This window comes from Pseudomonas sp. G(2018) (assembly GCF_005502415.1).
Lineage (GTDB): Bacteria > Pseudomonadota > Gammaproteobacteria > Pseudomonadales > Pseudomonadaceae > Aquipseudomonas.
Map to the genome: position 1 here is coordinate 28,905 of NZ_SCOO01000040.1, position 26,609 is coordinate 55,513.

Annotated in this window: 24 protein-coding genes; 16 read left to right on the forward strand and 8 right to left on the reverse strand. The window is 58.4% G+C overall.

Annotated features, from left to right (window positions below; translation table 11 throughout):
- Positions 1-60 precede the first annotated feature (60 nt).
- Positions 61-840, reverse strand: a complete 780-nt coding sequence (locus FFS64_RS27085; protein WP_095193484.1) for an ABC transporter substrate-binding protein — start codon at positions 838-840, stop codon at positions 61-63.
- A 214-nt stretch (positions 841-1,054) separates the two neighbouring features.
- Here FFS64_RS27085 and FFS64_RS27090 point away from each other — a divergent pair, with 214 nt between their 5' ends.
- Entirely contained in the window at positions 1,055-1,696 is a 642-nt protein-coding gene (locus FFS64_RS27090; RefSeq protein WP_137807862.1) for a type 1 glutamine amidotransferase, read from the forward strand.
- Between the two features lie 47 nt (positions 1,697-1,743).
- On the opposite strand, the gene FFS64_RS27095 is transcribed toward FFS64_RS27090, so the two are convergent.
- The gene (locus tag FFS64_RS27095) at positions 1,744-2,178 is read right to left on the reverse strand and encodes a rhodanese-like domain-containing protein (protein WP_137807863.1); all 435 of its coding nucleotides are present in this window, start codon (positions 2,176-2,178) and stop codon (positions 1,744-1,746) included.
- A 101-nt stretch (positions 2,179-2,279) separates the two neighbouring features.
- Here FFS64_RS27095 and ftrA point away from each other — a divergent pair, with 101 nt between their 5' ends.
- A complete protein-coding gene (gene ftrA / locus FFS64_RS27100) occupies positions 2,280-3,254 on the forward strand; it encodes a transcriptional regulator FtrA (RefSeq protein ID WP_137807864.1) in 975 nt (324 codons plus the stop codon).
- A 26-nt stretch (positions 3,255-3,280) separates the two neighbouring features.
- Here the strand turns inward: ftrA and cobF are convergent, their stop codons facing one another.
- Entirely contained in the window at positions 3,281-4,036 is a 756-nt protein-coding gene (gene cobF, locus FFS64_RS27105; RefSeq protein ID WP_137807865.1) for a precorrin-6A synthase (deacetylating), read from the reverse strand.
- Complete coding sequence (locus FFS64_RS27110) at positions 4,036-4,608, reverse strand: histidine phosphatase family protein (protein WP_137807866.1); 573 nt, start codon at positions 4,606-4,608, stop codon at positions 4,036-4,038. Before FFS64_RS27110 ends, cobF begins: the two co-directional genes overlap by 1 nt.
- Before the next feature lie 574 nt (positions 4,609-5,182).
- Between FFS64_RS27110 and FFS64_RS27115 the strand changes: the two genes are divergently transcribed.
- The 6 genes from FFS64_RS27115 to FFS64_RS27150 all read left to right on the forward strand — a co-directional run bounded on the left by FFS64_RS27115 (position 5,183) and on the right by FFS64_RS27150 (position 12,791).
- Positions 5,183-6,199 carry an arginine N-succinyltransferase gene (locus tag FFS64_RS27115; protein WP_137807867.1) on the forward strand — a complete coding sequence of 339 codons (1,017 nt, stop codon included), beginning with the start codon at positions 5,183-5,185 and terminating at the stop codon, positions 6,197-6,199.
- 61 nt (positions 6,200-6,260) lie between these two features.
- Positions 6,261-7,295 (forward strand): arginine N-succinyltransferase, encoded by a 1,035-nt coding sequence (gene astA, locus FFS64_RS27120; protein WP_137807868.1) that lies wholly within the window; start codon positions 6,261-6,263, stop codon positions 7,293-7,295.
- Positions 7,296-7,431: 136 nt separating this feature from the next.
- On the forward strand, positions 7,432-8,301 hold the full coding sequence (locus tag FFS64_RS27130; protein WP_137807870.1) for an oxaloacetate decarboxylase: 870 nt from the start codon (positions 7,432-7,434) through the stop codon (positions 8,299-8,301).
- 568 nt (positions 8,302-8,869) lie between these two features.
- A complete protein-coding gene (locus FFS64_RS27140; RefSeq protein ID WP_137807871.1) occupies positions 8,870-10,321 on the forward strand; it encodes an NAD(P)/FAD-dependent oxidoreductase in 1,452 nt (483 codons plus the stop codon).
- 22 nt (positions 10,322-10,343) lie between these two features.
- Positions 10,344-11,300: an alpha/beta fold hydrolase gene (locus FFS64_RS27145; RefSeq protein ID WP_137807872.1), complete on the forward strand. Its 957-nt coding sequence runs from the start codon at positions 10,344-10,346 to the stop codon at positions 11,298-11,300.
- Between the two features lie 111 nt (positions 11,301-11,411).
- Entirely contained in the window at positions 11,412-12,791 is a 1,380-nt protein-coding gene (locus tag FFS64_RS27150) for a VOC family protein (protein WP_137807873.1), read from the forward strand.
- A gap of 118 nt (positions 12,792-12,909) precedes the next feature.
- Here the strand turns inward: FFS64_RS27150 and FFS64_RS27155 are convergent, their stop codons facing one another.
- A complete protein-coding gene (locus FFS64_RS27155) occupies positions 12,910-13,587 on the reverse strand; it encodes a type 1 glutamine amidotransferase domain-containing protein (protein WP_095193471.1) in 678 nt (225 codons plus the stop codon).
- Between the two features lie 326 nt (positions 13,588-13,913).
- Here FFS64_RS27155 and FFS64_RS27160 point away from each other — a divergent pair, with 326 nt between their 5' ends.
- Positions 13,914-14,435 (forward strand): Hcp family type VI secretion system effector, encoded by a 522-nt coding sequence (locus tag FFS64_RS27160; RefSeq protein WP_095193470.1) that lies wholly within the window; start codon positions 13,914-13,916, stop codon positions 14,433-14,435.
- Between the two features lie 399 nt (positions 14,436-14,834).
- Here the strand turns inward: FFS64_RS27160 and FFS64_RS27165 are convergent, their stop codons facing one another.
- The 3 genes from FFS64_RS27165 to FFS64_RS27170 form a co-directional block, all read right to left on the reverse strand.
- Positions 14,835-15,419, reverse strand: a complete 585-nt coding sequence (locus FFS64_RS27165; RefSeq protein WP_137807874.1) for a hypothetical protein — start codon at positions 15,417-15,419, stop codon at positions 14,835-14,837.
- Positions 15,420-15,505: 86 nt separating this feature from the next.
- On the reverse strand, positions 15,506-15,673 hold the full coding sequence (locus FFS64_RS31355; protein WP_171017140.1) for a hypothetical protein: 168 nt from the start codon (positions 15,671-15,673) through the stop codon (positions 15,506-15,508).
- Positions 15,674-15,684: 11 nt separating this feature from the next.
- A complete protein-coding gene (locus FFS64_RS27170) occupies positions 15,685-15,927 on the reverse strand; it encodes a hypothetical protein (RefSeq protein ID WP_137807875.1) in 243 nt (80 codons plus the stop codon).
- A gap of 281 nt (positions 15,928-16,208) precedes the next feature.
- Between FFS64_RS27170 and FFS64_RS27175 the strand changes: the two genes are divergently transcribed.
- The 7 genes from FFS64_RS27175 to FFS64_RS27205 all read left to right on the forward strand — a co-directional run.
- Positions 16,209-19,556, forward strand: a complete 3,348-nt coding sequence (locus tag FFS64_RS27175) for a type VI secretion system Vgr family protein (RefSeq protein WP_137807876.1) — start codon at positions 16,209-16,211, stop codon at positions 19,554-19,556.
- Between the two features lie 11 nt (positions 19,557-19,567).
- Complete coding sequence (locus FFS64_RS27180) at positions 19,568-20,107, forward strand: hypothetical protein (protein ID WP_137807877.1); 540 nt, start codon at positions 19,568-19,570, stop codon at positions 20,105-20,107.
- 60 nt (positions 20,108-20,167) lie between these two features.
- Entirely contained in the window at positions 20,168-22,210 is a 2,043-nt protein-coding gene (locus FFS64_RS27185; RefSeq protein ID WP_137807878.1) for a lipase family protein, read from the forward strand.
- A gap of 28 nt (positions 22,211-22,238) precedes the next feature.
- Complete coding sequence (locus FFS64_RS27190; protein WP_256660551.1) at positions 22,239-23,270, forward strand: hypothetical protein; 1,032 nt, start codon at positions 22,239-22,241, stop codon at positions 23,268-23,270.
- A 125-nt stretch (positions 23,271-23,395) separates the two neighbouring features.
- On the forward strand, positions 23,396-23,662 hold the full coding sequence (locus FFS64_RS27195; RefSeq protein ID WP_137807879.1) for a PAAR domain-containing protein: 267 nt from the start codon (positions 23,396-23,398) through the stop codon (positions 23,660-23,662).
- A gap of 3 nt (positions 23,663-23,665) precedes the next feature.
- Positions 23,666-24,823: a hypothetical protein gene (locus FFS64_RS27200; protein WP_256660553.1), complete on the forward strand. Its 1,158-nt coding sequence runs from the start codon at positions 23,666-23,668 to the stop codon at positions 24,821-24,823.
- Between the two features lie 107 nt (positions 24,824-24,930).
- Positions 24,931-26,609 (forward strand): ImcF-related family protein (locus FFS64_RS27205; protein WP_372242190.1); only part of this gene is annotated, 1,679 nt, incomplete at its 3' end.

A 26,609-nucleotide genomic window follows, 5' to 3' on the forward strand; every position in this document is an offset into this window, starting at 1 on the left:
AATCATGAGCATAAAAAAAGTGGCCACCGCGTCAACGGGGCCACTTTTTTCTACGGCGTATTAATGGCCGTAAACGTCAAAATCGAAGTACTTGTCCTGCACTTGCTTGTACTTGCCGTTGGCGCGGATTTCGGTGATGGCGGTGTTGAATTTGTCCGCCAGCTCCTTATCGCCTTTGCGCACAGCAATACCGGCTCCGCCGCCGAAGTATTTGGCATCTTCATAGGTCGGGCCCACGAAAGCGAAGCCTTTACCGGCGTCGGTTTTCAGGAAACCGTCGTCGAGGTTGACCGAGTCGGCCAGCAGCGCGTCGACGCGACCGGAGACCATGTCCAGGTTGGCTTCCTGCTGGGAGCCGTAACGGACCAGCTCGATACCGGCCGGCACCAGCACTTCAGTGGCGAAGCGGTCGTGGGTACTGGCGCGCAGCACACCGACCTTCTTGCCTTTGAGTTCGGTCAGCGGGTCCTTGATGTCGGTACCTGCCTTCATCACGAAGCGCGCCGGGGTGTGGTAGTACTTGATGGTGAAATCGACGTTCTTCTTACGGTCGTCGGTGATGGTCATGGACGACAGGATGGCATCGATTTTCTTGACCTTCAGCGCCGGGATCAGGCCGTCGAACTCTTGCTCGACCCAGGTGCACTTCACTTTCATCTGCTCGCACAGCGCGTCGCCGATATCGACGTCGAAACCGGTGAGTTTGCCGTCAGGGGTTTTCATCGAGAATGGCGGGTAACCGGCTTCGATACCGATGCGGATCGGTTTGGCGTCTTCGGCCACGGCGGTCAGGGACAACATCGACAGTGCCAGGGCACCGAACATCACTAGCTTCTTCATTTATAACTCCTATGTGCGGAGGCTTTTATTGGCAGCTTTGGATAGGCAGCTTTCGGTCGTTCGCTTGTGGCGGACAGGGACCGAAGAGGCCGGCAGTCTAGAGTGGCTTGGGCGGTGGCACAAGATTTCGGCGGCGTTGCGACTGAAGAGCCGTGCTGGCGACGAGCCCTTTTTTGCGGCACATTGAGTGCCAATCTGCCTTGAGAATAGCGTGATGTCCGAGTTGAACCTGATCCAGCACCACCCCGCCGAGGGTCCTGGCGCCATCGCGGCGTGGGCCGACTCCCGTGGCGTGAAGCTGAACGTCTTTCGCGCCGACCTCGGTCAACTGCCCGCAGCGAGCGCGGCGCCAGTGATTCTGTTGGGCGGGCCCTATGAATCCAATGCCGGGCCTGCATGGCTGGAGGCCGAACGCCAGTGGCTGGCACAGAGTCTGGAGCAAGGTGCGGCCGTATTCGCCATTTGCCTGGGGGCACAATTACTGGCCCTTGGCCTGGGGGGTAATGTGCGGCGCATGGAGCGAACTGAAACGGGTTGGACACGCGTTACCTTTATCGATGGTCAGCGTCTGAAGGTGCTGGAATGGCACGAAGACGCCATCGACCTGCCGCCGGCCGCTCAGTTGTTGGCCAGCAGCGAACAGTGTGCACAGCAGATGTACCGCGTAGGCCCGACGCGGGTGGGTTTGCAGTTTCATCCGGAGTGGAATGCCGAGTCAGTGGCTGTGCTGAACCGGCATTTTGCCGAAGAGTCGCCATTGCCTCGTAACCCGCAGGACAGCGCCGCCCATGCCGCAGTCGCTGACTGGTTGCAGGTGACGCTGGATGAGTGGTGGGCGGCATCAGCGGTTCGCTGAACTCATGGCATTCCCCTCGCCACATCTGATCAGGGGTTGTTTAAAGATCAGCATTCGCAACCGATTACCGTGTCCACCAGCCGCTGCACCCCGACACTCAATTCAAACCCTTCATCCAGCCACCCGGTCACACCGCCAATCATCTCCTTGACCGGATAACCCAGCGCCGCCAGTTTCACGGCTGCCTTGTTCGCGCCATTGCAGTGCGGCCCAGCGCAATAGACCACGAACAAACTGCTTTTCGGATAGGCCGCCAGACTTTCGGCCGTGAGCAAACGTCCCGGAATATTGATCGCACCTGGCACATGGCCGCGCTCGAATGCCAACGGGCCACGCACGTCCACCAGGACAAAATCGATTTCGCCGGCCTGTTGGCTGCCGTGGACGTCGGAACAGTCGGTTTCAAAGGTCAGACGGTTGCTGAAATGCATCAGGGCGATGGCCGACGGGGCAGCGGGAATTTCGCGGACCAGGCTGGTCATGGGCAGTACTCCGGAGTGTCAGTAGGTGTGAACTGACTTTATCCGCATGCCACTTGACGCTACAGTGGCGCACAAGACACTCATCGGGAATTTTCCGCCAAATGCAGCCTGCCCCTGGATTGGTCGCGATTCTGGCCTACGACGGCCTCTGTACCTTCGAATTCGGCATCGCCGTGGAGATCTTCGGCCTGGCGCGGCCGGAATTCGATTTCCCTTGGTACGAACATCAAATCGTCGCCGTCGATCAGGGGCCGATGCGCGCCATGGGCGGCATCCAGGTATTGGCCGATGGCGGCCTGGAACTGCTCGGACAGGCCCGGACCATCATTATTCCCGGCTGGCGCGACCGCAACGCGGCCGTGCCCGAAGCGCTGCTTGCAGCCCTGCGCCAGGCTCATGCCCAGGGCGCGCGGTTATTGTCGATCTGCTCAGGGGTATTCGTGCTGGCTGCCACCGGCTTGCTTAATGGTCACGGCGCCACGACGCACTGGCGCTACACCACGGAACTGGCCGAACGTTTTCCCGACATTCTGGTGGACCCGGACGTGTTGTATGTCGACTCGGGCCAGTTGATCACCTCGGCGGGCAGCGCGGCCGGCATCGACGCCTGCCTGCATCTGGTGGCACGGGATTTCGGCACCCAGGTGGCCAACACCGTGGCGCGGCGACTGGTGATGTCGCCGCAACGCACCGGTGGCCAGGCGCAGTTCATTCCAACACCAGTCAGTCCTACACCGCGCAGCGATCTTTCCCGCGTCATGCAATGGGCACGTGAGCGCCTGCACGAACCGCTGGAAGTGCGCGACCTGGCCAGCGAAGCGGCCATGAGCGAGCGCACATTTCTGCGGCGTTTCAGTGAAGCCAGCGGCCAGTCGCCCAAGACGTGGCTGCAACACGAACGCCTGGGTCGCGCCCGCGAACTGCTGGAAAGCACGAACCATAACACCGAGCAGATTGCCCAGCGCTGTGGTTATCGATCAGTGGAAAGCTTTCGGGTGGCGTTTCGCAGTGTGGTCGGAGTGCCGCCGTCGGTGTATCGGGAGCGGTTTGGGCGTGGGGGCAAGGCCATTTATTGAGGGGGCCAGCCTAGACAACCCCTATCTCAAGGCTTGCGCAGCAGATAGGTATCCATGATCCAGCCATTGGCCAACCGCGCCGCCTTGCGCACCCGCTCGATCTCATCCGCCACATCCTTGAGCTTGCCGCTGATCAGGATCTCATCCGGCGTCCCCAGATAAGCCCCCCAGAAAATCTCGGTATCCTGATCCGCCACCTGATGGTAGGCATCCTGCGCATCGAGCATTACCACCAGGCTGTCGGCATCGCTTACCTGCCCCGCCGCCAGGCGCCGGCCGGTGGTGATCTCGACCGAGCGGCCGATCTGATTGAGGGGCACCTTGTGTTGCGCCGCCAGTGCCTGAACGCTGGTGATGCCGGGGATGACCTCAAACTCGAACACACAGGCGCCTGACGCCAGAATCGCCTGCAGGATGCGAAGCGTGCTGTCGTACAACGCCGGATCGCCCCACACCAGGAAACCGCCACACTGACCGTCGGATATTTCTTCGTTGATCAGCCGCTCAAAGGTGCGCTGCTTGGCCAGGTTCAGATCATCGACACTGGCCGTATAGTCCACATCGCCACGCTCGCGCTCCGGACTTTGGGCTTCGACAAAGCGATAGTCCCTCTCAGTAATGTAGCGTTCGCAGATTTCCCGGCGCAGATCGATCAGCTTGTCCTTGCTCTGGCCCTTGTCCATAAGGAAAAACACGTCGACCCGATTCAACGCCTTCACCGCCTGCATCGTGATGTAGTCGGGGTTGCCGGCGCCGATGCCGATGACCAGAAGTTTTTTCATCAACGCGTTCCTTCGGGCTCGCTGCCCGGCAAGCGTAGCCGCCAGCAACCATTGAACCTCAATTCAATGGCCGATAACGGCTCGACATCAATCAGGTTGAACGCCGAACCTTGCAACACGGTTGTCAGCGCGGCGCGGATGATAAACGGATGGGTTATTGCTACGACATGAGCGGGTGTCGCCTCCAGCGTCGCCAGCCACGCGGCCACCCGCTCGACAACTTGCGTCACGGATTCACCACCGTGGGGCGCCGAAGCCGGGTCGGCGAGCCAGCGCTCCAGCTGTTCGGGCTCGTCTTTTTGCAGATCGTTTATACGTACCCCGCTCCAGCGACCGAAATCGCAATCCCTGAGTGCTTCGACGGTTTCCACGGTATTGCCGAACAGCTTGGCGGTTTGCCGGGTCCGCAGCTCCGGAGCGCACATCAGCCTTGGCGAACCCTTGAATCGGGCACTGAGCGAACCGGTTGCCGATTGCCAATCCATCTCCAATGGCTCATTCGTAGGAAAACGCGCCAATTTCTGTGCGATGGTTCGCGCATGGCATATCAAGGTCAAACGGGTCGCCTGCACGAAAAATCTCTCGGTCGATAGAAAGGAAAAACGGCGTCTTACCGCGGAATATCGCGCAATTGTGCCGTAACAAGATTGATCGGGGGTGTTTCGTTTGAACCAATGATATAGGCTCTCGCTGGCATTTCATCGCTCAATAGCAGCCTTCTCCGACATTCTTATGGGCCATGCCCTACAAGATCGATCGACATCCGCGTAGCCTCCGGCCCATGAGCATTCAGCCCGTGACCAGGCGTTCTGAACAACGCGAAAATTAACTAGACATGTAACGCGCCTTAAATAAATACTGGTTTCAACGGATTATCGTTCCCATCCAGCAGGAGCCCGGATGCCCTCATTCAATGACCCGATCGTCGATTCTGGTGTGGACCTTGCGCCGTCCGAAGGCAAAGCCATAGGTAACTCACAGCCCCTGCACCCATTGCATGAGGTGAGCCGGGCAGCGATGTACGAGTAACGACTGACAAAAAAGAGCGGCGCCTGGCAAGGTGACCGCCGCTTCAACGCGTGGAAACCGACAGTGATAGTCAGGTCCGGTGCCAGTCGCCGGGCCCTTTGATACAGGATTGAATCCATGCTGGTCTTGCGTCCAGTGCAGTTAACCGACCTGCCCCAGTTACAGCGACTTGCCCGCGAAAGCCTGGTGGGCGTCACGTCCTTGCCAGACGACAACGAACGCCTGCGCGATAAAATTCTCGACTCCTGCACGTCGTTCGAGCAAGACGTGTACAGCCCCGGCCCCGAGAACTACCTCTTCGTGCTGGAAGACCTGGCGACCCAGCGCCTGGCGGGGTGTTCGGAAATTCTCGCGACTGCTGGTTTCAGCGAGCCGTTCTACAGCTTGCGCAATCGCCATTTCAACAGCGTCTCGCGGGAGCTGAACATCGAACACGACGTGCCGGCGCTGTCGGTGTGCCATGACCTCAGTGGCCACACCTTGCTGCGAGGGTTCCATATCGATGCAGCGTTGGAACGCACGGCATTGTCGGAACTGTTGTCACGGGCGAGACTGCTGTTCATTGCCGCCCATGCCCGGCGTTTTTCCGATGCGGTGATTACCGAGATCGTCGGTTACAGCAGCGACGAGGGCCACTCGCCATTCTGGGATGCCGTGGGCAAACACTTCTTCGATCTGCCCTACGTCGAGGCTGAACGACTGTGTGGCCTGGAGAGCCGCACCTTTCTCGCCGAATTGATGCCGCAGTACCCGATCTACGTGCCGATGCTGCCAAAAGCCGCGCAAGACTGCATCGGCAAAATTCATCCCGACGGCCAGGAAGCCTTCGATATCCTGGAGCGTGAGGGGTTCGAAACCAACAGCTATGTCGATCTGTTCGATGGCGGCCCTACCCTGTTTGCGCGCACCGGCGGCATCCGTTCCATCGCCCGCAGCCATACCGCTTCGGCCAAACCTGGTTCAGCCATCGACGCCCGTGGTAGCTATCTGGTGAGCAACGATTCACTGGAAAACTTTCGGGCCATTGTCGCCGAACTGGATTACATCGCCGGGCAACCTGTGATTCTGGACGCCGGCATGTGCACAGCGTTGAAGGTAGGCGAAGGCAGCCCGATCCGGCTGATCGCCCTGTGAGCATCAACCGGCACGGTGCCCAACGACGACGCCCGATCCGGCGCGAACAAGGAGTTGCAGCATGATTGTCCGTCCGGTCCAGGTCACCGACCTGCCCGCCTTGCTTGCGCTGGTCCGGCAAGCGGGCCGCGGATTGACCAACCTGCCGGCCAACGAGGAGCGCCTGACCCATCGTCTGCGCTGGGCAAAACGAACCTTCGCCGAACAGGTCGAGCGCGCCGATGCCGATTACCTGTTCGTACTTGAGGACGACGATCAGCAAGTGATCGGCGTCAGCGCCCTGACCGGGGCCGTCGGTCTGCGCGAACCCTGGTACAACTACCGGGTCGGGCTGACAGTCAGCTCATCAGCGGACCTGGGCATCCGACGGCACATTCCGACCTTGTTCCTCAACAACGAAATGACCGGCCAATCGGAACTCTGCTCGTTGTTCCTGCGCCCCGATCAGCGCCTGGGCGGTCACGGTCGATTGCTTTCCCTGGGGCGCTTGTTGTTTGTCGCGGAGTTTCCGCACCTGTTCGGCGACAAGCTTATTGCCGAACTGCGCGGCCGCGCTGACGAACAAGGTTGCTCGCCCTTTTGGGACAGCGTGGGCCGTCACTTCTTCAAGATGGATTTCAGCCATGCCGATCACCTGTCATGGCTGGGCAACAAGTCGTTCATTGCCGAACTGATGCCACGACAACCGCTTTACACCTGCCTGCTCACCGAACAAGCCCAGGCTGTCATCGGTAAACCTCATCCGAACAGCGAACCGGCGCTGAAAATCCTCACTGGCGAGGGTTTTGCCAACCAGGGTTACATCGACATCTTCGACGCGGGCCCGGTCATCGAGGCCCCGGTGCCGAATATCCGTACCGTGCGCGACAGTCAATTGCTGGAGTTGGCCATCGGCACCCCGGACGACCAGGCGCCGATGTGGCTGATCCACAATCGGCGCCTGGAAAACTGCCGTATCACTACCGCCCCGGCGCGGCAGGTCGGCAATTGCCTGATGGTCGACCGTCTCACCGCCAAACGGCTGCAACTGCAACCCGGTGATGGGGTGCGCGGTGTGCCAATGCTCAAGCAACAGGCACGGGCAGTGGCGGCTTGATCGGCAGGCACCCGAACAAAAGGCAGTAATCACGTTAAATTCGTCATCATTCCTAACATGCACCCGTGATAGCCTCTAACACATTCGGCGTTGACACTTTTGCTCAAGCCCTTCCATTTCCATTGGTGGAACTCATATGTCCAGGCTGTCTCATCAAGATTTGCGCCGCAATTTTCGTCAACTGTTCGCTTCCAACACCTGCTACCACACCGCATCGGTCTTCGATCCGATGTCGGCACGCATTGCCGCCGATCTGGGCTTTGAAGTGGGCATCCTGGGTGGTTCGGTCGCGTCGTTGCAGGTACTGGGCGCCCCTGACTTTGCCTTGATCACCCTCAGCGAATTCGCCGAGCAGGCCACCCGCATCGGCCGTGTCGCCCAATTGCCGGTGATTGCCGACGCCGACCATGGCTACGGCAACGCACTCAACGTCATGCGCACCATCGTCGAACTCGAACGGGCCGGCGTGGCGGCCCTGACCATCGAAGACACCTTGCTGCCGGCGCAATTCGGCCGCAAATCCACCGACCTGATCACCGTCGCCGAAGGTGTCGGCAAGATTCGCGCGGCACTGGAAGCCCGGTGCGATTCGGAAATGGCCATCATCGCCCGCACCCACGCAGGGATCCTGCCGGTCCAGGAAATCATCAGCCGGACCAAGCAATACCAGGCCGCCGGCGCAGACGGCATTTGCATGGTGGGTGTGAAGGATTTCGACCATCTGGAACAGATCGCCGAACACCTGAGCGTACCGCTGATGCTGGTGACCTACGGCAACCCGGCCCTGCGCGACGACAAACGCCTGGCCGAACTGGGCGTGCGCGTCACCATCGATGGCCACGGTGCCTACTTCGCCGCGATCAAAGCGACGTACGACAGCCTGCGCGAACAGCGCCAGATCTTTACCCAGGCCTCGGATTTGAGCGCGACCGAACTGACGCATACCTATACCCAGCCCGAGGAATACATCCGTTGGGCGGAAGAGTTCATGAGCGTCAAGGAGTGATGGGCAGCCGGTATTGCATCGTCGCCTGACACACCGCTATGGCGGGCAAGCCCGCTCCCATAATGGGTCGACGTACACCCGCTGCTTTTCACCACTCATCAGGCCGAGCGTTAGCTCGCCTTCAGCTCTTGATCTTGATCCACCCGCCCCATCGGGAGGCTGAGTGGAGGTGTTCATCCGGGGATTGGCGCGCAGCGCCATTCGACGCAGTCGAACCCATTGCATGTAGGTGCAGCGAAGCCAACCGGAGGGCAATGCCTCCGGATGAATACCGGAGCGAAGGAACCCCGAGCCTCAGCGAGGGGCCGGACGCCGGGGCGAGCGCTTTTGGTTACTTTTAACTGGGCCGGCACTCCGGGCGTTTGTTAAAAGTGACTCGCCGTAAGGGCGAAACCGCCAGTCGCAGTTACCGAAGGAATGGATATGTACCCAGTCAATAAGAGACAGGTCGGCTATCAGGCCGCCTTCGCGGGCAAGCTTTGCTCCTACAAAAGCAAAAGCAAAAAGCGCCACAGAAACGGCTATACATGAAGATAGGGTTGGACCCATAACGGCAAACAGGAGCCCCATGCAGACCTTTCAGGTATTGATCATCGGCAGCGGCTTTGGCGGGCAGTGTGCAGCGGTCAATTTGCTCAAGGCCGGTATCACCGACTTTCGCCTGCTGGAACGACGGGACTTCTTCGGTGGCACCTGGTGCCAGAACACCTATCCCGGCGCGGCGGTCGACGTGCCCTCGCCGCTCTACTCGTTGTCTTTCGCCCCTTACCGCTGGACGCAAATGTTCGCCGAACAGGCCGAACTGCATCGCTACACGCGATATGTGGTGGAGCGCTTCGGCCTGCGCGACCGGGTGGAATTGCACGCCAATGTCGAGTGCGTGGAATGGGACGATGAGGGCAAACGCTGGGCGGTGCACACCAGCAAAGGCACGTTTCATGCGCAGTTCCTGATCAATGCCACCGGGCCGCTGAGTCAACCGGTGGTGCCGCACTTCACGGGCCAGGAACGCTTTCAAGGCAAGACCTTTCACACCAATAACTGGGACCATTCCTACGATTACCGGCAAAAACGCGTGGCCATCGTCGGTAGCGGTGCCAGCGCGGCCCAGGTGATTCCGGCGATCGCCCCGGACGTCGGGCACTTGCACGTGTTCCAGCGCACACCGCATTGGGTACTGCCCCGCGCGGACCGCACTTTCGGCCGCTTCCAGCGCTGGCTGCTCGGGCTCAAGCCCGCCTACAAGCTGCTGCGCTGGATGATCTATTGGCAATTCGAAACCCGGGTGATTGCCTTCAAATACTCAAAACCGGCAGTGCGCATCGTCCAGCATCAGGCCCTGCGCTTCATCAAACGCCAGGTACCGGACGCCGAACTGCGTCGAAAACTCACGCCGGACTACACCATTGGCTGCAAACGGGTGATTCTGTCGAGTACCCTGTACCCGGCGCTGGCCCGCCGCAACGTGACACTGCACAGCCGCGAACAGGGCATCGCCGAGATCGACGAAACCGGCATTCTCATGCAGGACGGCCAGCACATCGACCTGGACCTGATTATCTGGTCCACCGGTTATGACGCCACCGACGGGGTGATTTCCTACCCGGTCACCGGAAAAAACGGCACACAGCTCAGAAATTTCTGGGCCGAGTACCCTCGAGCCTACCTGGGCACCAGCCTGCCGGACTTTCCCAACCTGTTCATCGTCACCGGCCCGAACACAGGGATCGGCCACACGTCGGCGCTGTTCATCATCGAATCGCAGATGAACTACATCCTCGACTGCATCCGCACGTTAAAAGCACAAGGTTTGCGCAGCATCGAAGTACGCCCCGAGGCAGAACGTACCTACACTGAAATGATCCATAGAGAAATGGAACGCACGGTGTGGAAGTCCGGAGGCTGCCACAGTTGGTATCAAAGCAAGAGCGGTCATGTGATTGCCATGTTTCCCGGGTTCAGTTTCAGCTTTCACCGCTTGACCCGAGCCCTGAAACCCGCCGATCACATATTGTCCTGATCCGTCAGAAGGAAGACGCCTGATGCTTTTACTGGTTGTTGCTATCGCGGTTTTTGCGGCCTGGAGCTGGTTGAGCTACCCGGCCATCGGGTACTGGCTGTACGACTTGAGCGTGGCCGCAGAGGCCAGGTTGTACAAGTTGCACAAGATTGTGGTGCCCATCAGCGAAATGACCGTCTCGACCTGGCAAGGCGGGCCGTACGAGGCATCCAGCAATGTGTTGATGCTTCACGGCTACAGCGCCGATAAAAATATCTGGCTGCGTTTTGCCCGGTACTTTGTCGGCAATTACCGGGTGATCATCCCCGACATTGCCGGCCACGGCGAAACCGGCTTCAAGGCCGGTGGCGGCTATGACATTCCACTGCAGGCCAAGCGCATGATCCAGCTGCTGGATGTGTGCGGGGTCGAGAAGGTCCATGTGATCGGAAACTCCATGGGCGGCTATATCGCGGCCTGGCTGGCGGCCACCTATCCGGAACGCATTGCCTCGGTCGCCCTGTTTGACCCGGCGGGCGTCGCCTCGCCCGAACCCAGTGATCTGGAGCACCATTTGTTCCGGGGCCACAATCCGTTCCTGATCAACTCGCGGGAAGAATTCAAATATTTTTATGCCATGACCATGGCCGATCCGCCGTGGGTACCGCGGGTGGTGCTGGATGCCATCGCCCATCGCTATCAACAGACGCGGGACGAACTGGAAGAAATCTTCCGCGAATTCCGCGCCAGCCCGCCGATGGAGCCGAAACTTCCGTCGATCAAGGTCCCCGCACTGTTGTTGTGGGGGCGCAAGGATCGCTTGATCGATGTCAGCAGCGTCGCCATCTGGAGCAAGGGCATCGCTGATTTGCGCGTGGAAATCTGGGAAGGCATCGGCCATATGCCCATGGTCGAAGCGCCCGCCGGCTCGGCACGCCTGTATCGGGAGTTTTTGGCATCGCTGCGCTCGGAAAGCCCTCAGGATCAACGACTGCATTGAGGATGCAGTCCTTTGCAGAATGAAGTTCGTCAGAAACTTCGTTTGTCGGCGTCGCTGAAGGCTGCGATCTTTTCTCCCATCCTTCACGTCATCGCGCCAGGAACCCTGTTCATGAACCACCCGAGCTTCGTCAGCCCCGACCTGATCCGCCAACGCTTCTCCAAAGCGATGTCCGACATGTACCGCGAAGAAGTGCCGCTGTACGGCGCCCTGATGGAGCTGGTGGAACAGACCAACCGTCACGTATTGGACAGCGATCCGCAAGTGGCCCGACAGTTGAACAGCACCGGCGAAATCGAGCGCCTGGACCTGGAGCGCCATGGCGCGATCCGGGTCGGCACGGCCGCTGAACTGGCGACCCTCGCCCGCCTGTTCGCGGTGATGGGCATGCAGCCGGTGGGTTATTACGACCTGACCCCGGCCGGCGTACCGGTGCATTCCACGGCGTTTCGCGCGGTGCATGAAGCGTCGTTGCAAGTCAGCCCGTTCCGGGTGTTCACCTCGTTGCTGCGCCTGGAACTGATCGAAGACCCGGAACTGCGGGCATTCGCCCAGTCGGTGCTGGACAAGCGATCGATCTTCACCCCCGCTGCGCTGACGCTCATCGATCGCGCCGAAACCCAGGGAGGCCTAACCGAACAGGAGGCCGGGGAATTCGTCAAACAGGCGCTGGAAACCTTCCGCTGGCACCACAGCGCCACCGTCACCGCCGAGCAATACCAGACACTCAGCGCCCAGCACCGGCTGATTGCCGATGTGGTGGCGTTCAAAGGCCCGCACATCAATCACCTGACCCCGCGCACCCTGGACATCGACATCGTCCAGGCGCAAATGCCGGTGCATGGCATCACCCCCAAGGCGGTGATCGAAGGCCCGCCCCGCCGCCAGTGCCCGATCCTGCTGCGCCAGACCAGTTTCAAGGCGCTGGACGAACCGGTCGCGTTCACTGATCAAGCCGAGCCACGTGGCAGCCACAGCGCCCGTTTCGGCGAAATCGAACAACGCGGCGCCGCCCTCACCCCCAAAGGCCGGGCGCTGTACGATCGTTTGCTCAATGCTGCCCGGGACGAACTCAAGGACTTCCCCAATGAAGCCAACGCGGCCCGTTACAACGCGTTGATGACGCAGCACTTCAGCGAATTTCCCGACACCTACGAAGGCATGCGCCAACAGGACCTGGCGTACTTTCGCTATTTCGTGACGGAAAAAGGCCTGGCGGCGGCCGAACTGAAAACCTTGCCTCTCGAAGATCTGGTCAGCGGCGGCTATCTGCGGGTTGAACCCTTGGTCTACGAGGATTTCCTGCCGGTCAGCGCGGCGGGGATTTTTCAGTCAAACCTGGGCGACGCGGCGCAAACCCACTATGGCGTGCACTCCAATCAGCAAGCGTTCGAAGCAGCACTGGGACGTCCGACCATTGATGAGTTGAGGTTGTATGCGGAGACGCAACGGCGTTCGATCGAGCAGTGTTTTGCCTCGTTCGCGAACTAACACGCAATTACTGTAGAAGCGAGCTCGCTCGCGATGGTCGTGAACGATAACGCGGGGAGTCTGACGCCCCGCGGCGTTCTCGGGTTCTTCGCGAGCGAGTTGGCTCCTACAGGTTTGTTTATTTCAATTTCGCCAACAACGCTTCAGCCGTCGCCTGCGACGACGCCGGGTTCTGCCCGGTCAGCAACAAGCCGTCGGTGAGTACATAGCTTGCCCAATCAGGCCCCTTGGAAAAAATCCCGCCCTTGGCCTTGAGCTCGTCTTCCACCAGGAACGGCACGACATCCGTCAGTTGTACGGCGTCTTCTTCGCTGTTGGTGAAGCCCGTCACCTTCTTTCCCTTGACCAATGGCTGACCGTCCGCGCCCTTGGCATGGCGCAACACCCCCGGTGCATGGCATACCGTCGCAACCGGTTTTCCGGCGTTGTAGAAGGCTTCGATCAGGGCTATCGACTGCTTGTCCTCGGCCAGATCCCAAAGCGGGCCATGGCCGCCGGGATAAAAGATCGCATCATAGTCGCCGGCCCTCACCGAGCCGAGCAATGCAGTCGAGGCCAACGCGGACTGTGCGGCCGGGTCCTTGCGAAACCGCTCGGTGGCTTCGGTTTGCGCGTCGGGCTCGTCGCTTTTCGGGTCCAGCGGTGGCTGGCCGCCCTTGGGCGAGGCCAGGGTCAACTGCGCGCCTGCATCCTTGAAGGCGTAATAGGGTGCCGCGAATTCTTCCAGCCAGAAGCCGGTTTTCTTGCCGGTGTTACCCAATTGATCGTGGGACGTTAAAACCATCAGGATTTTCATGTCTTCACTCCATCTCGGGATTGCGGGGGGATTTGTAGCGTGATGCGCAAGAGACTACGCGTAGATCCTGGTGTAAGACCCTGGCGCGAGGTGGATCGTTCGGTCGGAAAGACCTTTCAGAATGGTGCGCAAAACGCCGCCCTGAATTGCGCGATGTTCTGCGCAATTTTGGGAGAAGCGTAGGATCAAAACCTTCCGGGATAGCTCTCAACCTACCGTTTTCCGTGGCTTCACGCTTCTTGGCACGGTCCTTGTTAACCGTCAGTCCCCCGTCGGGCGATAACGTCTTTCGGGAGGCTTACTTAACTCTAGCAAGGAGAGCATCCATGGCTTTACCCGCGTACATGTCCGTCGAAGGTCAGGTGCAAAAGCTGATCACCGAAAACGCGAGTACTCAATTATCCGCAGGCGCTGGTGCTATCGACGAAGAGACGCTCAATAACTATGTCTTGGTGCAGGCCTTCAGCCATGAAGTCACCAAACCCTTTGACCCACAATCCGGAATGCCTACCGGATTGCGTGCTCATAAAGCCGTCATTGTCACCAAAGGGTTCGACAAGGCTTCCCCACTGCTGCAACAAGCCTTGTGTACGGCAGAGCCTTTGAAGTCTGTAGTCATCAAGTGGTACCGCAACTTTGAAGGTAATAATCAGCACTACTACACCACGACCCTGGAAGGTGCGCGCATCGTTCAGATCAAGGATTACATGCATAATTGCCAGGACCCTGCAAACGCGCACTTCACACATATGGAAGACGTGCACTTCACCTACCGGAAGATCACTTGGACTCACGAGATATCCGGCACATCGGGCTCCGATGAATGGGGTAAACAGAAAACTGACTGAGTGTTTTCAAAAGCAAAAAAATCGACCAGTTTCGCTGGTCGATTTTTTATAACTTAAAGAATGACCCCGCCGAATTTGCACCAAACCAAGTTCAATAAATAGCTTGTTTTGCGCGTCGCGGCAGGAAGCCTAAGGGATAGAAGGTGTTCGCCCAGTGCAATGGCCTCGGCAATCCATGCACTGGTAAAGAGCCGTGACACTGGGCGAACGGGGCGTATTTTAATTGATATGGATGAATATGTCCGCGCCTGCAAACATGAAATTTACAGATACAGATTTTATCAAATGTCGATTCAAATATTATTCAGATCGATACTTGAAACTCACCAGTTCGTCCATAAAAGTGATTATTCCTATACAAGAAGTTGTACAGGAACAATCAAAAAATAGAGCTGACACTCAACTTCCGCGTTTACTCGTCACTGTCAGTATGTCGGTGTAGACAACGTTAACGCTTTGCCCAACTTTCAGATCCTTCAACTTGGCTTGAACTTCCGGCCGTTCGATATCAAGGGTTTTGCTCTGCCCGGCCGGGTTCTCGAGGGTCACCTGATTTTTCTTCAGATCGATATGGGTGATTTTCAGCTGCACCTGCACCTGGCGATACGCTTCGCCGCCAGGGTTGGCGCTGCCGGGGGCTGCACGAACTTCGCCGGTGCGCTCGATGGTACCTGGCAGGCCCTTGTCGACATCGGTATCGAGATAAGCCGCCACGGCGCGAGTGACCTCGACGTCGACCTGATCGCCGACTTTCAGGTTGTCGAGGTTTTTCGCCTTCTCGGTCAGTTGCACGTGCACTTGACGACCTTCCGGCCCTTCAAGGACGACTTGACGGTTGGCAACATCGACCGAGACGACTTTGGTGCTGATCCGATCGGCTTCCACGACGGCGGACAGCGGAATATCCGCAGCAACGGCGCTGAGGCTGGCGGCAGACAATAAGGTGGCGAGGGTGATGGCTTTGGTCAGTGCATGACGTTTCATAGGCAGAACATTCCCTGTGATCAATGGCGACAAACGGCACCGAAGCAGGCTGCGATGCCGAGCGTGCCAATGAGCATAGACGCTGATCAGGAATGCTTCGCGGTTTCTTGTGCGGTCGATTCGCCGCTGGCCGTCCCCTTGCCGCTTTCCTTGCGGCGGGTCGAGTCAGTAGGACGCAAGGCGTCATTGTCACGCTCAACCTCTCCGGGTGGTCGTGGTTCGTCGGGGTGTTGCGTATCTCGCGTGGGTTTCATGGCTGTGCTCCTCAGGCTTCGGGATCGTCGACTTCCCGGGCCACGTTAATGGCCGGCGAGTGTTTGTGGGATTGCTCCGCCCTCGTCCTCAGTTCCTGCCATTGTTCAAGGCCAATGGCGCCCTGCCCCAGCAGGTCGTCGGCCAGGTTCAGTAGCTGCTGGAAATGAGCGTCGGGGGACTGTTGCCAGTAGGCCTCGTCTTCGAACAGGCGCTGCCACGCATCAAGGTCGGGGGGTGTGAGGTCTTCACGCATGGCAGGCTCCAACGGGGTATTCGTACGGTAGAGGGGTGCGCCGCTGTTGGAGTTCCGGCGGATTGCATTTCTCCCGCAGGCGCTGCCTGGAGACTGTCAGAAATTGTATTCAACAGCACCGCAAAAAAGTCCTACAGACCCGACATACGTAACTCCCCGAACGCCTCCTACGCGCATATCAGAAGCGTCCGATTTTCAACCTGCCTCAGCTTCTGGAAGCTGACACGCGCTTGAACGAGGGTGGAAATGACGCCTCCTCGAATACTCCAGGAGGTTTGAATGTGAACACCACACTACCGGTCTTCTTCGACCACAGCCGCCACAAACTCTGGGTCAGCGACCTCCAAGCCCCCCTCGACGTCCTCGCCTTCCACGGCCAGGAACGCCTCAGCCAACCGTTCAGCTACCACATCGAATTCACCAGCACCGAACAGGACATCGCCGCCGAACACCTGCTCGGCAAGTCCGCCCGTTTCAGCCTGTACGCCCTCCCCAAACCGGTTATGCCTTGGGAAACACCGGAGGTCAAACCGCTGCGCACCCTGAACGGCGTGATCACCGCCTTCAAACGCCTGTCCGCCTCCCTCGACGAAGCCCGCTACGAACTCACCCTGCAACCGCGTCTGGCCTTGCTCGGGCGCGGTCGGCAATTTCGCATCTACCAGCATCAGTCGGTGCCGCAGATCGTCGAGCACATCCTGCGCAGCCGCCACGAATTCGAATACCAGGACTTCCTGTTCCGGCTGGTGCGCGACTACCCCAAGCGCGAACAGGTGATGCAATACGGCGAAAGCGACCTGGCGTTCATCGCCCGGCTGCTGGCCGAGGTCGGCATCTGGTACCGCTTCACCCGCCACGAACGGCTGAACATCGATGTCGTGGAATTCTGCGACGACCAGCGTGGCTACCAGTTCGATATCGAGCTGCCGTACCGTCCGCCCGCCGGACTGAGCAGCGGCGAAGACGGCGTCTGGCAACTGCAATCGAGCCATCGGGTCGTGGAAAAAAACCTGCACCTGCGCGCCTACGACCCGCGTAACGCCAACGCCTGGTTGCAGAGCGACGTCGATCAGACCCGTGGCGCGAAAACCACCTACGGCGAGGCCTACCACTACGCCGAACCCTACACCGTGCTCGGCGATCGCTATCTGCAGGACGAGGACCTGCAAAGCGAAAGCGGCTATTTCTACGCCCGCCTGCGTCACGAGCGTTACCTCAACGCCCAGACCCTGCTGAGCGGCACCAGCAGCAGCGCCACCCTCGCACCGGGCCAGGTCCTGAGCATCACCGGCGGTGCGCCCCAGGCCTTCGCCCCCCGCGCGGTGATCACCCACATCACCACCCGCGCCGCCCGCGATGCCAGCTTTGAATGCAGCTTCGAGGCTATTCCCTACGCCGAAACCATCTGCTTTCGCCCGCCGTTGCTGCCCAAGCCGAACATGGCCGGCACCGTCCCGGCCCGGGTCACCAGCGGCCAGGCCCACGATAAATACGCCGAGATCGATAAGGAGGGCCGCTACAAGGTCAACTTCCTGTTCGACCGCGACGACTGGAAGCTCGGCGAAGAAAGCCTGTGGCTGCGCCTGGCCCGGCCCTACGCCGGCGACACCTTTGGTCTGCACCTGCCGCTGATCTGCGGCACCGAAGTGGCCATCGCCTTCGAACACGGCGACCCCGACCGCCCCTACATCGCCCACGCCCTGCACGACAGCGAACACCCGGACCACGTCACCCTGGCCAAGCGCGACTACACCCGCAACGTGCTGCGCACCCCGGCCAACAACAAACTGCGCATGGAAGATTGGCGCGGGCAGGAACACGTCAAACTCAGCACCGAGTATGGCGGCAAGAGCCAGTTGAATCTGGGGCATCTGGTGGATGCCGAAAAGAAGAAACGCGGGGAAGGCTTTGAGCTGAGGACGGATGATTGGGGCGCGCTGCGCGCGGGCAAGGGTCTGTTCATCAGTGCGGATGAACAGATCAAGGCGCAGGGTGAACAACTCGATATGAGCGCTGCCATCGTTCAGCTGGAAGCCGCACTGTCGTTGGCTCGCTCCCTGGCGCAGGCCGCCCGTAACAGCGAAGTGACGCCAGGTGACACCGAGAGTCAGAAACGTCTGAATGAGGCGCTCAAGGGGTTGGCAGAACCCGGCGTGCTGCTGCATGCCCCGGCGGGAGTCGGCGTGCTCAGTCCGAAAACGGTCTGCGTTGCTTCAGGCACTGAGAGCGTAGGTGTCATGGCAGCGCACAACGTAGACCTCAGCGCGGGGCACGACATCACCGGCACCGCCGAGGGCGGCGTCAGCCTGTTTGCGCAACAGAAGGACTTGCAGCTCAAGTCGGCCTACGGCATGGTCGAACTGCACGCGTTGAAAGGTCTTTTGCATGCCTTGGCCAAGGCCGATGTCAAGATCGAAAGTGTCGACGGTCGCGTGGAAATCACTGCCCGGGACGAGGTGCTGCTCAGATGTGGCTCTACGTATCTGTCCCTCAAGGATACCAGGGCCGAGCTGGCCGCTCCTGTCGACAGCATTTTCCTCAGGGCCATCCATGTACAAAAGCTGGGCGGGACCAGCGTAGACAATCCGGCCACAGCGCTCCCTTCGGGTTATTCCGCTGGCTATATCCTGCACGATGAAGCACAGGCGGCGATGCCGTTCACCCGTTACCGGATCACCACTCAACAAGGGGACGTGTTTAACGGAGTGACCGATAAGGATGGGAAGACGATGAGTGTGCATACCTTGTTGCCCGGTGAACTGAAGATCGAGCTTCTAGATACGACGCTCTATGACGAACAACTTCGCATGGTCGGTCCAAACGGTGAGCTGGCAAGTAACTGCCGGTACTCGGCCACGCTGGCAGATGGCAGCAAATTTGAAGGGGAGACGGATGCGCAGGGATATACGCAGCGCTTCGTAACGCAAAAGCCGGCACGGATCACTCAACTGACACTATTCCCGTCGGACGACATGAAGCCGGTTTGCTGCGCGGCACAGAACACTTCGGCGCCGCTGGTGATTGATCTGACATCAGAAAACGTCACCACCAATGATACGGATTTGGGCAGTTCAACCCAGAACGTCCCTCTACCTGAAGGGAAAAAACGCAGGCTGACATATGGCGAAATAGCCATGGCCAAAACCGTGTTCAAAAATTCCGTGGATTACAGCAAGGTCAAAATACATCACGGCGGATGGTGGTTGTTTTTTGGCTTTCAGAATACGGCTGTTACGCCTAATGGGGAGATGTACTTTCCGGAAAGCACCCATTACTACAAAGATGACTTTTCCAACACTGGAGACAATAGACATAAAGCTTTGTTCATGCATGAGATGACGCATGTATGGCAATATCAACTTGGCTATCCGATCAAGAAGGCTGGTCTAACAGTATCCAGTCGCGGCGCTGCGGCATATGAATATACATTGAGTGAACAGAGCAAACTTTCCAGTTATAACATGGAGCAGCAAGGTGAGATAATCTCTGATTACTACATCATCTGTATTGTGGGTGACGCTCGCGCCGTCTGGAATATGAATAATTATCGCAAAAGCCCGAAACTGCTTGCATCAACCCTCGAAAGCTTTTTGAGCAACCCTGGCAGCAAGCATAATTTACCATTCTGAGCGGGAAAAACATGACGTATTTAGCTCTGGTAATTTTTTTTGTTTTTGGAACCATCGAGAGCGTTGTCCACGCGACATCATTCGGGCTTATGGCGGACGCCGACATTAAAAACGTTGATAATAAGCCGGCGATTTGCTTGCCGATTAATGCAAAAGAAAAATTTCCGGTGGGCTGGATTTCGTTAACGGAAAGTTATGTGCGAGACCCAGATTCCTGGGGGCTTTCACTCAAGGACGGTCAGAGCCCATTAATGCTGAAGCCGGGAGAGTGCATCGTTTTTGGCGAGATTCCAAACGGATATGAGTTGGATGATTACAAAATAAAAACCAAGCCTTTGAAGCTTGAAAGCAATAAAGCCTATGTATTTCGCCTGAATGGGGCATACGAAAAACGAGATACTTATACGGCCGTATTTTGCACCAACAGCTATGTGAAGGAAGGGGTTGAGCATCACCAATATGCTCGTGTGATCAATGAAGTTCACGTAATGCCTGTGTGTGGCTCTCCAAGCAGTGAAGCCATAGAGACCCCTGTTGAAACAGGCAAGTAGAAAGTTATCGATCGAGTTGTTTCTTCATCACTAACAGCATACAAAAATTCAAGGATCGATATGAACGACACTTCTCACCGCACGGATACGCTCAACCCATTCAAGATTGTCATCGGGGATAAACAGACACGGCACTGGATCGAGTTTCAGTTGCTGGACGAACAAGGGAATCCCCTGGCGAATTTGCCTTATCGCGCAACAAATGAGGCCACTCGGGAGGGCCTCTCCGACGAATACGTGGGTATGAGTGATGCCCAAGGCGTAATCCGCCTTGATGGCCTGTATCCGATACCTATTACCCTGAAAATTGAAGCTGACCCGCTGGCCGAGCAACTGCAGACTCGTCGGTTGCGTGCCGAACGAGCCGAACCGCGCCGCCCCGGTCTTGGTGATCGCACACCGTTGTATGGGCCGCAGCGTTCGGGGTTTTCGCCGATTGAAAAACAGGCGCTGGCGGAAGGTCATGGCTACCACTACCTGCGCATCGGTCAGTTGTGCGATAGACGACCAACATTCACGCCTGCTTGGGAGAATCCGGATCAGCTCCCGGCTTTTCATTTTCCGGATCCGGATTTCGGTGGTTTCACCGTTAGCAATGAACAGTTGAACCGACGTCACGTGCTCGAGGTTTGCCCGTTCCGCGCCTGGTCGTTGGTCTTGCATCATCAGGCGGAGTACAGCCTGGCTAATGCCTATAACTTGGGGTTGATGAGTATTCTGGCTTACAGCACTCGGTCCGAAAAAGAACATGGATCGGTTCTGGAGTTTTTCCAACAGCAATGCCTCGACCTGTCGCGTACACCACGTATTTGGGACGACGGGCAAAATTGGCTCTGTTTGGTTATCGATGTGCCCTTCAGAGATCGCTACGAGAGTGTCGAACTGTTGGACACCGCCAAGGCCAAGCCACCAGAAGGACATACTCAGTTATTTTACGCCATCAGCGTATCCCAAGTGCTGGTGGCGTGGCGTGGTACCGAAATGGACGGTCTGGCCGACCTGAGTACCGATGCGACCTTTCGCCCGGTGAAACCCGAGGTGACGGCGGTTTGTGAACCCAAAGTGCCCTGTGATGATCTGGTTCCGGAGGGCAGCGTACATCTGGGCTTTCGCGATGCGTTCGAAGTGGCCAGGAGAATATATGCGATAGATTTAGGCGAGACGATTCCCGAGGGGGCAATCGACAGAGACCTATACATTTGCGGCCACAGCCTCGGTGGCGCCCTAGGTCTCGTTCATGCGGCTTCACTGAAAGAACTTAATCCACTGCTCTACACCTACGGCATGCCACGGACCTTTACCCTCAAGGCCGTGAAGTCCTTGAGCGGGTTCCAGCATTTCCGCCATGTCAATGATACGGATCTCATCCCCAGCGTTCCGCCCGAAGCGGCGCTGGACAACTATCTGTACGACTTGTATGGCCCGTTAGGCACTACCTTGGGATTTACCTGGTCGCTCGTTCAGTTGACGGCCAGCTCTCTATTCAAACACGGCGATCCATTCTGCCATCACGGCGAAATCGCCATGTTTTTCAAGGCTGAGCAGCACGTTAATCAACGCGGCTCGGATTACCCTGCCTATCGCAACAAAGAGGGGCTAGGCGCGCCCTATCACAGCACCATCGCCTACCGATTGCAGGAAAAGGCCAAGTTGTACCTGGTGCCCCATCTGGATCCGGAGCACGACCAGCAAGCCGAGCAGGCGCATGAACGTCTGTTCAAATCGTTAAATGCCGAGAGTCGGGCCAGATTCTTCCCGCCCCACGGCAATCCGAAGGAGGGGCGCGTAGTCGGCCTTGGTCATCACTTCATGTCGAAATACCAACCGTTCATGTACAGCCAGTTGCTGGAGTCGATCACTTCCGAGCGTGAGCCCCTGCTGAAGTTGCAAAGGGAAAGACGCAAATTCGAAGAGCAGATGAAAACCCATTACGGGAGGATTCCAGAGGACGAGTTATTCCGTAACCGACTCTTCCTTGAGTTGCATGGCCAGGTGGGCACCGCCCTGCGCGTTACACAGCAGATTGAGGGTGGCGTCGAGTCACTACGGCGCTTCGACGCCGTGGCCGATCCCGACACCTATTACCCGAAAACCTACGAATGAACTCGGTATCACAGCCAAGGACGAGACCATGATCGCAAAGATGTCCATCGCGTTACTCACCCTGCTTTTCAGCCTGAGCGGTTGCGCCAAGGATTACGGCCTGGCGCCGCCTGCGGACAGCGAGCAGATCACCGTGACCGTGAAAGTGCCTAAAGAACTTGTAGCGCAAACCATGCAAGTGAAGTATCGCTCGACCCAGTGCACGTTCACTGATCATACCGCCGGTGGTCGACCGTACCAGCGTGACGGCTACCAGAGTCTCGACATACAACCACTGCGCCAGGGCCAAAGCGATCTTTACGAAGCCAAGCTGCCGGTGGATGGAGGTGGAACCTGTCAATGGCGTTTGAGCAACGTGACCTTTGGTGTTGCTTATGCCAATCCCGCGCATTTTGGTCAGAACGTGACTTCTGGGGGGGGCGGGGGAGTTGTAGTGATATTCGATCACAACAATTCGCCAAGAGGGGGGGTAGGTAGAGAAGTAGATGGGGACTTGATACTCAAAAAAGAATATTACCCTTGGGTCAAAGAGAACTTTATAGGGGGCTACCGTAAACGGATCAGCCTGGCTGGCGAAGGCGATATCTATCTCAGCTATCAAGCCTTAACGGCGCGCAAAGTTTATTTCGAGCCTGTTTTACATTCAGACTTCGTTCTTTATTCAGCCGGCCCGAAAGTAAAGAAAAAGGGCAACTACACCTCATTCACCTATCCCGACGGCACCACCGTTGCAGATGGAAAATGGCACCCTGATTTCTTACGGCTACAAACCATCCGCACCGGACGCCCCGCCGATTGCTTCAGCGTTTGGCGCTACGCCACCTGCCCCGACCGCCGCCCACAACTATTACCCGATTGGCTGCCCGAACCCGGCAAACCTGGATACGGGCGCTACGTCGTTGCGGACGAATGGGGCAATACATTGCCGTCGTACTTCTATCGACTGGTCGGCGAAGACGGCCAGGTATTTCAGGGATTGAGTGAACGCAACGGGCGCACGAAGCCATTGCCGAAGGGTGCGCACCCGGTGCGCAAAGCCGAATTCCCCAAGAAGCCGTGATGATATACCGCATGCAAATTCGGCACCCGGAAGCCCGATGATGAAGACGTATTCCGATTCAACTTTCCAATAAACAATTTGAGTGCATTACGCGTACGGGTGCATGACACAAGGAGTTCGATCACATGTCCCAAGGATTTGTATTACTGGGCGACAGCACAACCCACGGCGGAAAAGTCATTTCAGCCTCATCGACGACTATCGTGCGCGGCAAACCCGTTGCCCTGGTGGGCGATATAGTCCGGTGTCCGATACCAGGGCATGGGGACAATGCCATTACGGAAGGCTGCCAAGACTGGTCCGAGAACGGACGTGCAATGGTGGTCAATGGCTGTCGCAGTCAATGCGGTTGCCAAATGATCTCCAGCGCTCTTGATTGCGTGGTGGGTTGAGTCATGGGCTGGGATCGTCAGGCAGCCCCTGTGATGAAAGCACCGGCGCCCATTGTCCTGAGCCGATGGGTACTGGCCGCTGTGATTGCGTTACTGGTCAGTGTGCTGTTGTTCCTGTTGCACGCCGCCGAACGTGTGCCCCCGTTGCAGGCACTGAACATCTGGGTGTTGGCCGGCGCGCCGCTGCTTGTTTGGCTATTGACGTTCAGTGCCCGTGCCTATGGCTACGGTTCGGCACTGGATCATCACCAGTTCCTCGAGGATGAGGCTCAGTATGCGCAGGAGGCTTGGCAAGAATGGGCGCAGCGTTATCTCGCGGTACATGCCAGTTGTGTGCTGCTGCCAGAGCAAGTGTCCGCCAGCGCACTCATGCAAGGGGCTGCCAACCTGCCACTTCGTACAGGACAGGCTCGACGTATTTTGGCTTTGCCGTCGGGCAAGGATCGTGCAGCGGCAGGATTGCGATTGTTGGTCACGGCATTAGCGACAACCCTTCAGGCATTGCCGGCAAAACAGGAATTGCGGGTCACGCTGTTGAGTGATGCCATGCCCGACGAATACGACGCATTGCGTGACACCTTGAAGCAGATATGGGCCAGCGAAAACTGCCCGCAACTGACCGCGGTGACACTCTCGCATGAATTGTCCTTCCAGTGGGTCGACGAAGTGCTGAAGGCTGGAAGTACGGCTTTTGAGGTGCTTCTGGTATTGCAAGTCAACGCCAAGGCCTCTTATTCCGAAGGGCTGGCGGCGTTGCTGTTGTGTCCGGACAATGTTTCCAGCACCTGCGATCTACCGGTGCTGGGAGCGTTGTTACGTCCCATGTCGTTGGACATCACCAACCTGCATAACGAGCTGCTGCTGTTTTTCCAAACCCAGACAAATGCCCGTCTTGCGTCAGGCTTATTGGCTGATCGCGACGACTGGCAACCGGTGATCGGCGAGATTTTCGCTAACGGCAACGCCCAAGGCTCCTCGTTGAAGGTGGATCAACAGTGGGTGCAGGAAACCCTGTGCGGGGTCGCCGGGCCATTGAACCATTGGCTCGCGACGGCACTGGGTATGGAGATGGTTCGGCATCGGCATCAGCCTCTTTTGCTGCTGACCAAAGAGAAATCACAGCACTGGATCAGCACCGTGACCAAAAGGGAGTTGGTATGAAAAATTGGAGTAACAGGTGGCGACGCGCTGGTGCGACGGTTTGGATTGTTGCGTTTTGGGCGGCTTTGGGATGGGCGGTTTGGGCGTATGGCAGCCGGTTAGGTCTGGTGGAGAGCCACCACAAGCTGCTGGCTTTTTTACTGATCATTGCCATTGTCATGTTGGGTTACCTGAACCCGAGTCTGTTGATGTATCTCAAACGGCAACATCACCGTGAGCAGGGGCTGGCAAATAAGGTTTATCCGCATGCGGATGCGAATCCAGTACTGCCCAAAGAATCGAGTTTTTCGCTCCCCAAAATGTTGGAGTACCTGCGTGAAAACCACAGCTTCTTCTGGCGTTACAAGATCCGGCTGCTGTTGGTTGTCGGCGAACCCGACCAAATTGAAGCCGTCGCACCTGGCCTGGTCACAAAAAAGTGGCTCGCCGGCCATGACACCCTCCTGCTCTGGGGCGGTAGCGTGCAGAACCCACTGGATGAAACCTGGCATGCGCATTGGCACGGTCTGACCCGTTTGCGTCCACTGGACGGCGTGGTCTGGGCGCTCAGCAAACAACAAAGCAGCGACGCCGCCGCCATGGACGTCGGCGTGCGCCACCTGCAAGAACTGGCGCTTAAGCTGCGCTGGCAGTTACCGCTGCACCTGTGGCAGGTCTGCGACAGTCAATGGAAGCAAGACCGGCGCCCGACCCAGCCGGTCGGTTGCCGGTTGCCGTCAGCCGCCACGGCGCTGGATGTGGACACCGCGCTGGACAGTCTGGTGATGCCGTTGCGCAACGCCGGCTGGTTGCAGATGCACGACTCGGTGGATAACGATTTTCTGCTGCGCCTGGCCCGCGATCTGCAGGTCGAGGGCATTGCCCGTTGGCGTCAGGCGCTGGCGCCGATGTTTCGCATTTTCGCCCGGGGCGTGCCGTTGCGCGGGCTGTGGTTCAGCCTGCCGTTGCCGGGCGGGACGCCGGATGCCGGACGTCTGTGGCATGTCACCCCGCCGTGGGAAGGCGTGCTCGGTGACAAGGCCGTTGAGCGTCAGCGCCTGGGCTGGGGCGCCGTGCGCGTCGGTTACGCCGTGGCGCTGAGTGTCGCGGCGCTGTGGGGCGCCGGGATGTTGCTATCGTTCGCCACCCAGCGCGTGCACATCGCCGAGGTACAAACGGCCGTCACCGTCATGCAACAAGCGCAATCGGGCGACGAACAATTGCTCGCTCTGAACGAGGTCGCCCGTGAACTGGGCCGCCTGCACTATCGCGCCGAACACGGCGCGCCCTGGTACCAGCGCTTTGGCCTGAACCGCAACGACGAGCTACTGGCCAGCCTCTGGCCGCGTTACGTCGAGGCCAACCAGCGCCTGCTGCGCGACCCGGTGGCGGCCCATCTGCAACAGCAACTCGAAGCGTTGATCAAGCTGCCGCCGGCCAGCCCGGAGCGCAGCGAACGCGCCCAGTCGGCCTACGCGCAGCTCAAGGCCTACCTGATGCTGGCTCACCCGGAAAAAACCGACGCCACCTTCCTCGCGCGGACCCTCGGCGAGGCGCAACCGCAACGCGCCGGTCTTTCGCCCGGTCTCTGGCAAGCCCTGTCGCCGAACCTCTGGCAGTTCTACGCCGAGCAACTGGCAGCGCATCCCGACTGGCGCATCGAGTCCGACAAAAGACTAGTGGCGCAAGTCCGGCAGGTGCTGCTCGGCCAGTTGGGCCAGCGCAACGCGCAGGCCAGCCTCTATCAAAAAGTCCTCGATGACACCGCCCATCATTATCCGGCGCTGGGCCTGCAACAGCTGGTCGG